Origin of the sequence: Streptosporangium sp. NPDC049046, assembly GCF_040649155.1 — a bacterium.
Classification (GTDB): domain Bacteria; phylum Actinomycetota; class Actinomycetes; order Streptosporangiales; family Streptosporangiaceae; genus Streptosporangium.
This window is the reverse complement of record NZ_JBEZEZ010000019.1, coordinates 195,105-207,153: the sequence shown is the minus strand read 5'-3', so window position 1 is coordinate 207,153 and position 12,049 is coordinate 195,105. Positions and strand designations below refer to the sequence as shown.

Annotated in this window: 9 protein-coding genes; 4 read left to right on the top strand and 5 right to left on the bottom strand. The window is 67.7% G+C overall.

Annotation, left to right across the window (positions count from 1 at the left end; all coding sequences use genetic code 11):
- Window positions 1–1,030: 1,030 nt before the first annotated feature.
- Window positions 1,031–1,489 carry a MarR family transcriptional regulator gene (locus AB0B96_RS26515; RefSeq protein ID WP_362902781.1) on the bottom strand — a complete coding sequence of 153 codons (459 nt, stop codon included), beginning with the start codon at window positions 1,487–1,489 and terminating at the stop codon, window positions 1,031–1,033.
- Window positions 1,490–1,552: 63 nt separating this feature from the next.
- Here AB0B96_RS26515 and AB0B96_RS26510 point away from each other — a divergent pair, with 63 nt between their 5' ends.
- A complete protein-coding gene (locus tag AB0B96_RS26510; protein ID WP_362902779.1) occupies window positions 1,553–1,921 on the top strand; it encodes a VOC family protein in 369 nt (122 codons plus the stop codon).
- A gap of 752 nt (window positions 1,922–2,673) precedes the next feature.
- A complete protein-coding gene (locus tag AB0B96_RS26505) occupies window positions 2,674–4,041 on the top strand; it encodes a ricin-type beta-trefoil lectin domain protein (RefSeq protein WP_350944404.1) in 1,368 nt (455 codons plus the stop codon).
- A 575-nt stretch (window positions 4,042–4,616) separates the two neighbouring features.
- On the opposite strand, the gene AB0B96_RS26500 is transcribed toward AB0B96_RS26505, so the two are convergent.
- From AB0B96_RS26500 to AB0B96_RS26490, 3 genes are all read right to left on the bottom strand, one after another.
- Window positions 4,617–6,245 carry a heparinase II/III family protein gene (locus AB0B96_RS26500; protein WP_362902777.1) on the bottom strand — a complete coding sequence of 543 codons (1,629 nt, stop codon included), beginning with the start codon at window positions 6,243–6,245 and terminating at the stop codon, window positions 4,617–4,619.
- 260 nt (window positions 6,246–6,505) lie between these two features.
- Window positions 6,506–7,549: a CU044_5270 family protein gene (locus AB0B96_RS26495; protein ID WP_362902775.1), complete on the bottom strand. Its 1,044-nt coding sequence runs from the start codon at window positions 7,547–7,549 to the stop codon at window positions 6,506–6,508.
- A complete protein-coding gene (locus AB0B96_RS26490) occupies window positions 7,542–8,135 on the bottom strand; it encodes an RNA polymerase sigma factor (protein ID WP_362902773.1) in 594 nt (197 codons plus the stop codon). The genes AB0B96_RS26495 and AB0B96_RS26490 overlap by 8 nt, the downstream gene beginning before the upstream one ends.
- A gap of 309 nt (window positions 8,136–8,444) precedes the next feature.
- Between AB0B96_RS26490 and AB0B96_RS26485 the strand changes: the two genes are divergently transcribed.
- A complete protein-coding gene (locus tag AB0B96_RS26485) occupies window positions 8,445–9,863 on the top strand; it encodes a glutamate decarboxylase (RefSeq protein ID WP_362902771.1) in 1,419 nt (472 codons plus the stop codon).
- A gap of 74 nt (window positions 9,864–9,937) precedes the next feature.
- Window positions 9,938–10,807: a class II glutamine amidotransferase gene (locus tag AB0B96_RS26480; protein WP_362902769.1), complete on the top strand. Its 870-nt coding sequence runs from the start codon at window positions 9,938–9,940 to the stop codon at window positions 10,805–10,807.
- Between the two features lie 159 nt (window positions 10,808–10,966).
- Here AB0B96_RS26480 and AB0B96_RS26475 read toward each other — a convergent pair whose 3' ends face one another.
- Window positions 10,967–12,004 (bottom strand): LacI family DNA-binding transcriptional regulator, encoded by a 1,038-nt coding sequence (locus tag AB0B96_RS26475; protein ID WP_362902767.1) that lies wholly within the window; start codon window positions 12,002–12,004, stop codon window positions 10,967–10,969.
- Between the last annotated feature and the right edge of the window lie 45 nt (window positions 12,005–12,049).

Here is a 12,049-nt window from a genome sequence, read left to right as displayed (position 1 = left end):
CCTGCGGAAACTACGCTGTTGCCCCCTTCGCGCAGGTCAGCTCATCAAAGCCATCTTCGCTCTCCAAGCCCGCGAATCAGGATGAAATACGTTCACTGTGGTGTTTTTCCTGCTAAATGGTGCTATGGCCGCTCGATGACGCTCTCCTTACTGGAGTGGCCAATGGCAAATCTTCGGTGGCACGATGGTCGCGACGAGGGGGTCGGATACATTCCGAAGATTTTCATCCTGAGTAGCTCGGCGCCTGAGTGAGCGACCGTCCACCCCCGGTGAGGCGCCGAAATGCTCGGGGCGCTGGCTCCTCTGCAGAGGAGCCGGGGCGAAGCCGTCTCGTCAAAGGGGTGAAATGTGTCACGACGTGATCCGAAACGCTCAGATGTGTGGTGTCCCCGTTGCCGCTGCTCTGACGATGTGATCGAGATTAACAGGATCATCACGGCGGAATGGACTGACCTGGCTCTCGGCTGCAGGGCCTGCGGGCCACAGCCATGGCAGGAGCGACGCTCACACTGAGCCACGTCCGCGGCGCCTCCGCTTCTTCTGGAAGAACGGAGGCGCCGCACTGTCTGTGAGCGCGCACCGATTCGCCCGCGATCGGGAGTGGCGTGCCGAATATGTGCCGAAAGAGTTGCTGGCCGCGTATCGCGAGAGGCGTTATCGCTGGCAGAGAGTATGATCGGGGATCTTTGAGTCCGTGACTCATAATCCCTGGGTCGCGGGTTCGAGTCCCGCCCGCCCTACCCTCCGTGACCACCTGAAAAAGCGCCTCTGACCTGTGTGTTCGCACTCAGAGGGTCCGGCTGTCCACGGTGGCGGCGAACCGGTCCGGCTACCACGAAGCTCTCGAAGCGGCGAAAACCGACGCCGGCCTGCCGTTGGGAGGCGTTCGGCGCTGTGTGAACACGACGCAGATAGCGGCTCGCAGACGCCGGTGTAGCCGGGGTCCGTCGTTTTCGAGGTCGCCCGCATGGATTTTCACGCTCGGCTGCCCTCCTGCCCGAGCGCGATGAGACGTGTGCCGGGGAAGGAGCTATGAGCCGTCGTTGTCATCGCGCAGGGAATGGATCATGCTCTGCAGGATCCGGAACGCGTCTGACTGCTCGGTCTCGGTCATGCCGGCCAGCATTCTGACCTCGACGGACCGGACCGCTACGGTCGCCTTCTCGAGGCTCCGCCGGCCGCGAGGCGTGAGCCGTGTGGGAAGAACCTTTCCGACGGGTGCCTTCGCGGGCCTGGTCACGTGGCCCTCTCGTTCCAGCGTCTGGAGCAGCACGTTCATCGTCTGCCGTGTCACGAACGCGCCCCGTGCGAGCTCGGAGTTCGACAAGCCCGGTCGTTGAGCCAGCAGCTCGAGGCAGGAGTAGTGCGTCACGCTCATCCCGAGCGGCCGCAGTACCTCCTCCATGGCTGCGCGGAGCGTGCTCGACGCCTCTTTCAGCAGGTAGCCCAGTGACGTCTCCAGGTCGACGCCGACACCGTTTTGACTCATGTCAGTATTCTGACATAGATTAACCCGTGTCAGAATACTGACACGTAAAGAAGGAGCATCGTCATGCCCGTCACCGGCCCCGACTTCATCTCGCTCCAAGCGCGCGACCTCGACGCTTCGCGGGCGTTCTACGAGCGGTACCTCGGCCTCGTTCGCTCACAGGCCGGACCTCCACACGCCGTCGTCTTCGAGACGAAGCCGATCGCGTTCGCACTCCGCGACGTCGTTCCCGGCACCGATCTCGCATCCGTCGCTCAGCCCGGCATCGGCGCCGCGATCTGGCTCCACGCCACAGACGTCCAGGCCATTCACGATGCTCTCGTCGCCGACGGTCACACCATCGTCTCCGCGCCGATCGACGGCCCCTTCGGCCGGACATTCACCTTCGCCGACCCCGACGGCTACCAGGTCACTCTCCACGACCGCGCCTGACAGGCCAAACGCCACCGGACGATCATCGGCCCCCGGAGGCCGCGGTTGCGCCCGAGGATCGAGAATCCGGGCGGTCGTGCGCTCACGGTGAGCGAGGTGGCCCATGCTTGATCATGCGTAACCTCGCCTATCCGTGAGCCATGTTCACCTCTGGTTCGTACCGTCATCAGGTGATGATCGAGTCCCGCCCGCGCTACCCCTCATGGTCATGACAAGAGCATCCGTGACCCGCACTTGCGCGGTCCGAGGTGTTCTCTGATCGTTCGGCTGTCAACGGTCGTCGGCTTTCGGTGGTTGATCGCGCCGAATGAGTGCCGAAACTATCGGAATTCTGCCGAAACTTCTGAGCGGAACATAATGCACGTGACAGCGGCATTCCATGATCATACTTGAGGGTCGGTGCCCTCCATCCGGCGCGCGGGTCGACCTCCTCACTGCGAAAGTTTCATCCTGTGAGGCAGAGGGTGGGCGCGAACCTTTCCCTGGCCAGCGCGCGTAAGCGCGTGCCTGGCAGGCTCGGCGTCCGAGGGCTGCGAAGCAAGTTACTTGACATCCGCAATCGGGTCGTATTTGCTCCCTTGCACTACACCCCCTACGGCGTGCAAGCGGCATACCGATGAGTTCTGGTGAACGTTAGCGCTCACAATTCGATTCCGGTTTAACAACTCCAGGAATTGGATGCCGCTGATGGAGAGGAACGCAGAACATGTCTTTATCGTCGGCCCGGTCCCTACAGCCAGAGGGAAGCGCAAATGTTGAAGCATAGGTCCATCCTCGGGGCCGTGGCGCTCGCGGCGGCTGTCGTCCTGATGACGGGGCACGCGGCGATGAGCAGCGGCAGCAGTGCAGGGAGCTCTGCGTCCGCCGCCGCATTCGCGGGAACCGCGGGATGTGGAAAGAACCCGACGCTGAGCAGCGGAACGCACACCATTCAGTCCAGCGGAAAGAATCGCAGCTTCATTCTGCGAATTCCCGCGAACTACAACAACAACAACCCCTATCGCCTGATCTTCGGCATCCACTGGCTGAACGGCACCATGAACGACGTCGACTCCGGTGGAAGCAGCGGGGCCTCCTGGTCCTACTACGGGCAGCGGCAGTTGTCGAACAACACCGCGATCTTCATCGCGCCGCAGGGCCTCAACAACGGCTGGGCCAACTCCAACGGCGAGGACGTCACCCTCTTCGACGACATCATGCGGCGGGTGGAGGCCGATCTCTGTGTCGACCCCTCGCTGCGCTTCGCCATGGGGTTCAGCTACGGCGGCGGCATGAGCTTCTCCCTCGCCTGCAGCCGCGCGAATGTCTTCCGCGCGGTCGCGGTGTTCGCCGGCGCGCAGCTCAGCGGATGCAGCGACGGTTCCCAGCCCATCGCGTACATGGGACTGCACGGCATCACCGACAGCGTCCTCAACATCTCGCAGGGGCGGGCGCTGCGGGACAGGTTCGTCCGCAACAACGGCTGTACCGCGCAGAACCCGCCTGAGCCGGGCTCGGGCAGCCGAGGGCACGTCGTCACCGCCTACTCGGGGTGCCGGGCCGGATACCCCGTCGTCTGGGCCGCGTACGACAACGGTCACACGCCCGCCCCGGTGGACGGGACCTACACCGAGAACGGCGCCCAAACCTGGACCAAGGGGGAGGTGTGGAAGTTCGTCTCCCAGTTCCAGAGCACCTCCACGCCCAACCCGACGCCCACCCCGACCGTCACCCCGACGGTGACGCCGACTCCCACCCCGACCCCCACGACCAGCTTCCGCCTGCGCAACGAGGGCGCCGGACGCTGTGTCGACTCGCCCAACAGCGCCAGCGCCAACGGCACCCAGTTGCAGATCTACGACTGCCACACCAACCCCAACCAGCTCTTCAGCCACGACTCCGGCAGACTCCAGACCCTCGGCAAGTGCCTGGACTCACCCACGAACGCCGGCTCCGGCACCCGCGTGCAACTGTGGGACTGCCACACCAACAGCAACCAGCAGTGGACCTTCAACTCCAACGGCACCGTGACCAGCGGCGCCAACAACCTCTGCCTCAACGTCACCGGCACCGGCAACACCTCCGCCGTGACCGTCGCCACGTGCAACGGCCAGGCCACCCAGAGATGGACCAGGGCATGACCACCCGCTAGCCGATGACGGACGTCGGGTCCAGGCGACTTCGCCTGGACCCGACGTGTTTTGAGTTTCCCTCCCAGGGCGGGCATCTCGTCTTATGGGACGTCGCGGGCGATCCGGTCACTCCTTCCGTCCGAGGAACCGCGCGCCTCGCCGTATGTGATGTCCCTTTCCATTACAATCACGGCATTTACCAAATGCGCCCTTGAAAGTTGTGGAATGCGATTCTTTTGACCTGTTGCAGGTTTTACATCTCATGTATGGATGAAATGCGCAGGAGATGAGATATCCGATGATCAGGAGGCCTGCGAGGATTATGAGGGGGTGTACCGCCGGTTCGGCGGCTGCTTCGCCGGGCGGAATGGCGGCGGGGAGAGTTGTGATTGGATGCACGCGATCAGATTTACATGGAAAAGAGCCTCGCATCAGGCGTTTCTGTGTGCGGGCCCTTCTGGATCGCGTATCCGGCATTGGTATGCCGATCTTTTTGTGCGGTCGGTACCTGTTGGGGCGATTAGGCTCGGCCGCCATAATGATCACTCCCCCAGAGGCCGGTCTCGGACAGGGCGCGGTACCGGTCAGGGACGGTCGAGTGAGGGCGTGAAGGAGACGGGGCCGCCGGGGGTGCGGACGGTCACCCTTCCCTCGGAGAGGCTGATCTCCGGATCTTCGGCGCCGGGGACGATCAAGGTCAGCAGGGAGGCGGCGGGGGGAGAGAGCACCGTCACCGTGTCGGCCTTTTTGAGATAGCCGGTCGAGATCGCGCAGGGGCGCACCTCCTGGCCGCCGATCGGCCGGAGGGAGGGCATCGTGAGTTGCAGCAGCGTCACGCGCAGGCTCCCGTCGGCCAGCACCACCCTGCCGTCGCGGCTGGAGACGACCCTGAGCGAGGGGCCGAGGTGCCACAGGTTGCGCAGCGCCGACCCGGCGGGGACCGTGTCCAGTACGGCCATCAGATCGGTGCCGTGGCAGACCAGGATCGATCGTGTGCGCCGGACGCCGTACGCGTCGTCGGCGAGCGTGTAGGACTGGCGGGTGCGTTCCACGAACGAGTTCACGAGGCGGGTCGCCGTACCCTCGTGAAAGGTGGCGCCCACGACGACGGGAACGTTGTGCGCCTCGGGGGAGGTCGTCCACTCCCGGTAGGCCGTCCTCTCGTAGGAGTGGAAGCCCGCCTCCACCAGGATGTCCCGGCCGTGGGCGTGGTAGGTGACGCCCAGATGGTCCTCGTGGCCGTGCAGGCGGCGTCCGGGGCCGAACCTGATCGAGTAGTGGGCGGATCGCGGGTCGTCCCACGCCGTCCTGCCGAAGGCGTAGCCGCCGTCGAACACCTTCACCGTGTCCGTCTCGTGCGGGAAACCCTCCGGGCGTGTGTCGGCGGGGCTGTCACCGATCGGCACCAGACGGCCGTCGGGCTGGGTGGCGTGGCTGACGTACGCCTCCAGCGATGTCCGCCGCGCGGCGAGGCTCGCGGGGACCGCGACCCCGCTCCTCCCGATCGCCTCCAGAGCCGCCCCCAGCCGCCGGTGAACGTAGAGGCCGTATCTCGGGGCCTGCTCGTGCAGCGCCCCCTGCGCGTCGATGGAGAGTTCCGCCGACTCGGTCATCCGCCGGACGGCCAGGTCCCTCCATCGTTCCCGCCGGAGACGGCAGCCGACCGCGAGCAGCGCGATGTCCTGGTCCAGACCGTGGTTGTGGCCCTGACGATAGAGCGCGGGGTCGGACAGGATCCCGCCGTGCTCGGCCAGGCTGTCGAACAGCCAGGTGGCGCGTACGTGCGCGCTGAGACAGACCAGCGCCGGTGCGCGCAGTGCGACCGGATGCTCGGCCCAGGCCCAGGGACTGACCCCGATCCCGCCGCGAGGGTTCTTCCTTACCCAATCGCCGGCGATCTCCGTGGCGCGGGTGAGACACTCCTGCCTGCCCGACCGCTCGTACTCCCCGACCAGGCGGCCCATCCACCTCAGCGCGTGGAGGTTCAGCGCCCAGGAACGGTTGCCGTACGGGTCGGCGCGCCAGTCGATGTCCGAGCCCAGGTCGGCGGGGGGCAGGCCGACGAACGCGACCCGGCCCCGCATGACCTCGTCAACCTTGATCGCTGGGAACCACCCGGCAGGATAGACGACCGGGCCGTCCTGGGGCACGGGGGATGACGGGGCGGGACGCCTCGTGACCAGGCCGAGGGCCCTGCGGGCGCGCTGAAACACGTGATCGCTCCAAAGGGTGAGGTGCGGACGTCCTCACGAGCCCGCGAACGGTCGTACACCGGGATGGCCGGGCCGTTTCCGCGCAGCCCGAAGAGAACCGGTGAGCTGCGGGAGGGCCGGCGCAGCCTGAAGACGGCCGGTGGGTCAAGGAGACGTGACCGGTCGGGCGAGGCCCGGGACGTCCGGTTGGCTACGGAGATGTGGAGACGGTGACCGCCCCGGGGGCGTCCGGTGGGCTGGGGAGACGGTGATCGGGCGGGTTACGGGAGTGAGGGAGGGGCGGGTTTGTCGTCCGTCCAGCCCGCCTCCAGGACCACCTCGACCTCCTCCTCTCCGGGCCCGCCCGCATCGGTCGAGGACAGCACCCGGGAACTGGCGACATCGATGATCAGCGTCCGCTGGACGAGGGCGGGAGCGGTCGGGGAGGTCCGCACGGTGAAGGAGAACGCGGCACCCTTCCTGCCCCGCTCGTCCCGCGCCGTGCCCAGGTAGCGGACGTTCGGCAGCTCCGCCAGGGCACGATAGGCGGCCGCCCGCACCTCGGGCGACGACGGCTTGCTCCACAGCAGACCGCTGAGCGCGTCCGCCAGGACGCCGCTGTCCGAACCGCGCGGCGCACCTCGCACCATCGAGGAGATCCGGTCCTTCAGCGCGGCGGGGTCGGCCGGAAGCTCCCGGATCTGCTCGAAGGTCATGTCCCGACCGGCCACGCTGAAGGCCGTCCTGCCGGTGACGGGCTTGAGCAGGCCCTCACCTGGCGACGAGGACAGGGTTTCTCCTCCCGAAGAACTCCAGGACGGGGCCACGCCCGCCCACTCACTGGGAGACCCGTCGCGGCGCCACGCCTCGCTGTCGGCCGCGCTTCCCGGACGCGCCCCCAGCGTCCGCGAACCGGCCCAGATCCTGCCGTCCTCGGCGGCCCACTGCTCGGTGAGCCACGACTCCACCACCCGGTAGCGGTTCTGCCCCTTTCCCAGCGGCTCCGGGCGTGTCCTGCGGTGCGACTTTTTGACGCGCCAGTACGCTCCCGTCGTCGCGGGGTCCGCCTCCGCCCTGGTCGCCGCCGCGAGAAGGACCGACCGCCCGGAGATCTCGGGGGCCCGGTCCGCCGTCGTCGTCGGAACGAGCACGGCCACGATCAGGACCACGGTCATGGCGGTGGCGAGGCCGGTCAGCGCGACCGTCCACGGCAACCACCGGCGGCGCCGGGGTTCGGCCTGCAACCGCCCGAACACCCTGGCCTTGAGAAACGGGTCGGGCCGCGGCTCGCCGTACAGTTCGCGAACCTTCTCCAGCTCATCCACGATCGGTCTCCTCGGGTTCGAGCATGGGGTTGGTGCCACCCAGCGCGGCGCGCAGTTTTCTCCTGGCCCGGTTCAGGCGTGACCCGACGGTCCCGTACGGGATGCCGAGGGCACCGGAGATCTCCTCGTGGCTGAGCCCGGCCAGGGCCACCAGGAGGAGGACGTCGCGGTCTCGCCGGTGGAGCCCGGCCAGCGCCGTCGCCAGGCTCGGCCGCAGGCTCTCCGCGCTGACCCGCGCCGCGACCTGTTCCTCGTGTCCCGGCGAGTCGGGGTCCGGGCCGTGGCGCCCGAGCGCGCGTAGCGTGCGCACCTCGACGCGACGTTGTTTGCCGATGAGGTTGGTCGCGATCCCGTACAGCCAGGCCCGCACGCCGGCGCGCGACGGGTCGTAGAGCGCCCGCTTGCGGAACGCGGTGAGAAACGTCTCCGCCACGACGTCCTCCGCGCTGTCGGCGCCGAGTCGCTGCGCGACGTAGCGGTGGATCTCGTGGAAGTGGAGGTCGAAGATCGCGCTGAACCGCTCGGACTCGACGAGGGAGAGCCGGAGGACCTCGGCGTCGTCCGCTGGATGATCGGTCCAGGACATCGTGGTCACGATGGTCTTCCCGTCATGTGCAACCCTTCGGACGCGATCAGCGGTCATCCCTCATCACCCGATCCGTCGATCTGCTTTCACGTTCCCGACGCACGTTCCCGACGCACGTTCCCGACGTATGGTCCCGGCCCACGGACACGGACAACGGCCCCGATCAACGGTCACGGTTCTTCGGTCAGGCGGTGAGGTCTCGGCGGGGCCACTGCGGCGAGGGTGTCGCGCGGCGGTGGCCTGGGTACCCCGTTCAAGGGGAAAACCCCAGCTCACAGCGGTTTGATCAGCTGGGGAAGGACGTGGACGATGCCTCTGAGGCGGCCAGGTCACACCGGGCGTGGAAGCCGGGATCTGGAGATCAATCCGATCTTCAGCCGGGAGCCCCTGCGGGTCCCGCGCCACGCCATGCCGGCAGGGGAGATGGAGCCGGAGACGGCCTACCAGCTGGTTCACGACGAGCTGATGCTGGACGGCAACGCGCGGCTGAACCTCGCGACGTTCGTGAGCACCTGGGCGGAGCCGCAGGCACTGAGGCTGATGGCCGAGTGCGTCGAGAAGAACATGATCGACAAGGACGAGTATCCACAGACCGCGGAGCTGGAGACGCGGTGCGTGGACATCCTCGCCAGGCTCTGGCACGCAGAGGATCCTCATCGCGCGACGGGCTGCTCGACGACCGGGTCGAGCGAGGCGGCCATGCTGGGGGGCCTGGCGCTCAAGCGACGCTGGCGGCAGCGGCGCCGTGCGGAGGGCCGCCCAGACGACCGGCCCAATCTCGTCATGGGCGTCAACGTACAGATCTGCTGGGACAAGTTCGCCGACTACTTCGACATCGAACCCCGCTACGTGCCGATGGAGGGCGATCGATACCACCTGAGCCCGCAGACCGCCGTCGAGCGGTGCGACGAGAACACCATCGGGGTCGTGGCCATCCTGGGTTCGACCTACGACGGCAGCTACGAGCCCGTCGCCGACATCGCCGCGGCCCTGGACGACCTGCAGGCCCGCACCGGACTCGACGTGCCGATCCACGTGGACGGCGCCTCCGGCGCGATGATCGCGCCCTTCCTCGATCCGGACCTGCACTGGGACTTCCGGGTGCCACGGGTGGCGTCGATCAACACCTCCGGACACAAGTACGGGCTGGTGATGCCGGGGGTGGGCTGGGTGCTGTGGCGCGACTCCCAGGCGCTCCCCGACGATCTGGTCTTCCGCGTCAACTACCTCGGCGGGGACATGCCGACCTTCGCGCTGAACTTCTCCCGGCCGGGCGCCCAGGTGGTCGCGCAGTACTACAACTTCCTGCGGCTGGGCTTCGACGGCTACCGCCGGGTGCAGCGGACCTGCCGGGACGTGGCGACCCGCCTGGCCGGGGAGATCGCCGGGCTGGACCACTTCGAGCTGCTCACCGACGGCGGCGAGGCTCCGGTGTTCGCCTTCCGGGTACGTGAGGGAGTCGACGGCTTCACGGTCTTCGACGTCTCCGCCGCGCTGCGCGAGCGCGGCTGGCTGGTGCCCGCCTACACCTTTCCCGAGAACCGTACGGACCTGGCGGTACTGCGCGTCGTCGTCCGCAACGGCTTCAGCCACGACCTGGCCGATCTGTTGATGGAGGACCTGCGCAGGGTCCTGCCCCGCCTGGAGGCGCAAGGCGGGCACCGCACCGCCGATGACGCCGGAGGCTTCGCGCACGGCGCAGGGAAGAGACACCGACACCACGGCTGAGGGTGTGCGCAGGCGCTCGCGTCGGCCGGGGGAGGGCGGCGTGGGCGAAGGACGAATGAGAAGGAGACGGTGAGATGTGCCGTTTGTTCGGTCTGAGCAGCGCGCCTCGGCGTACGCGTGCCACCTTCTGGCTTTTGGACGCGCCGGACAGCCTCAGCGAGCAGAGCCACCGCGACCCCGACGGGACCGGTCTGGGGTACTTCGACGCCGACGGCACCCCGGAGGTGCACAAGGCGCCCATCGCCGCCTACCGGGACCGGTGTTTCGCCGAGGAGGCGAAGGAGGTGGAATCCACCACCTTCGTGGCCCACGTACGTTTCGCCTCCACCGGCGGCTTGGAGAGACGCAACACGCATCCCTTCCTGCAGGACGGGCGGCTCTTCGCGCACAACGGGGTGGTCGAGGGCCTGGACGACCTCGACGCGGAACTGGGCGAGGATCGAAAGCTCGTCAAGGGGGAGACCGACTCCGAACGCTTCTTCGCGCTGATCACCCGTGAGACCAGGGCGCACGGCGGCGACGTCGCCGCCGGTATCGAGGCCGCGGCCCGCTGGGTCGCCCAGCACCTGCCCATCTACGGCCTCAACCTGGTTCTCACCACCCCGCGGGATCTGTGGGCGCTGCGTTATCCCGACACCCACCGGTTGTACGTGCTCCAGCGTGCCGCGGGCGGGTGCCACGGTGGCCGGCACCTCGACCAGAGCGGCACCGACGGCCGTATCCGCGTCCGCTCCCGCGACCTCGTCGGCGCCCCCGCCTACGTGGTCGCGAGCGAGCACATGGACGACCATCCCGGATGGAGCCCGATGGAACCCGGCGAACTGCTCCACGTCGGACCGGATCTCGTCCCCACGCGCCGGATCGTCCTGCCCGAGGAGCCCGCGCACCAGCTGAGCCTCGCCGACCTGCGCCCCGAGGCCGCGACCTCGCAGCATCCCGACTGAGACCAAGACCGAGAGACCAAGACCGGGACCGACGCCGACGACACGGCGGCGGGTCCTTGTCGCGGGTCTTGCGTGTCGACGAAGAGCGCGTTCGCCGTTTTCCAGGGAAATCCTCCCGCGGACCGGTCCGCGGTGGCCGCCGGGTGCCCGGTCCCGGGCCTACCCGGCGGGCGGCCTCGCGCAGGACGAGCGCAGGACGAGTTGGGCGCCTACCCGGTAGGCCCGGCCCGCCCGCCCGGTGCGTACGGGAGCCGTCGACCGGTCGGTCCGTTCGATCTGCTGGAGCAGCAGGTTCATGGCGAGATCTCCGAGTTCACTCGCCCCGTTGTCGACGACGGTGATGGGCGGCTGCCACCAGCGCAGCCAGGGGATGTCCTCGTAGCAGATCAGCGAGAGCTGCTCGGGAATGACGATGCCCGCGCCGACGAGGGTGGGCAGCATGCCGAACACGGCCTCGTGGTTCGCGGCGAACAGCGCCGTCATCTCCGGGTTGCGGCGCAGCAGCCGCTCCGTCGCCTGGGAGCCGAAGGCGGAGTCGAACGGCCCGCGTTCGACGAGTGACTCGTCGACCTGATGCCCGCGTTCCCTCAGCGCCTGCTCGTAGCCGGCGAACCTCTCCAGGCCGGAGTTGGCGCTCAGCAGGCCGCCGATGAAGCCGATCCGCTCGTGACCGAGATCGAGCAGGTGTGAGGTGGCCGCGTGGGCGCCCTCGCGGTCGGAGGCGAGCACCGACGGCGCGGCGCTCTCGGCGGCGGCGCGGATGACGTTGACGACTCCGATGCCCTCGGCGAGCAGCGCGTTGGCCATGGCTGTGTTCTTGCCTGTACCTATCATGATCAGCCCGTCCACCCCGTGTGCGGCGAGGGTCCGGAGGAAGGACTCCTCCCGCCGGGGGTCCGCGTCGGTGATGCAGAGCATCACCTGGTAGCCCTCGGCTGCGGCGCGACGCTGCACGACCTCGGCGATGGTGTGGAAGGACGCGTTGATGAGGTTGTTCAGCACCAGTCCCACGACATGAGACTGCTTGGAACGCAGTGCGCTGGCCGCGCGGTTGGGGCGGTAGCCCATCCGTTCCGCGATCTCCTTCACCGCCACCCGGGTCTCCGGAGCGATCAGCGGTGAGCCGCTGAGTGCGCGGGAAGCCGTGCTGCGTGACACCCCGGCCGCGGCGGCGACGTCCTTCAGCGTGATCGCCATCGTCCTTCTTTCTGGGATCGATCCCATCCGAGGGGAGATTTTGCC

Coding starts and splice junctions, on each gene's coding strand:
- AB0B96_RS26515 (WP_362902781.1), bottom strand. CDS start 1,489: ATGAGTCAAAACGGTGTCGGCGTCGACCTGGAGACGTCACTGGGCTAC.
- AB0B96_RS26510 (WP_362902779.1), top strand. CDS start 1,553: ATGCCCGTCACCGGCCCCGACTTCATCTCGCTCCAAGCGCGCGACCTC.
- AB0B96_RS26505 (WP_350944404.1), top strand. CDS start 2,674: ATGTTGAAGCATAGGTCCATCCTCGGGGCCGTGGCGCTCGCGGCGGCT.
- AB0B96_RS26490 (WP_362902773.1), bottom strand. CDS start 8,135: ATGTCCTGGACCGATCATCCAGCGGACGACGCCGAGGTCCTCCGGCTC.
- AB0B96_RS26485 (WP_362902771.1), top strand. CDS start 8,445: ATGCCTCTGAGGCGGCCAGGTCACACCGGGCGTGGAAGCCGGGATCTG.
- AB0B96_RS26480 (WP_362902769.1), top strand. CDS start 9,938: ATGTGCCGTTTGTTCGGTCTGAGCAGCGCGCCTCGGCGTACGCGTGCC.
- AB0B96_RS26475 (WP_362902767.1), bottom strand. CDS start 12,004: ATGGCGATCACGCTGAAGGACGTCGCCGCCGCGGCCGGGGTGTCACGC.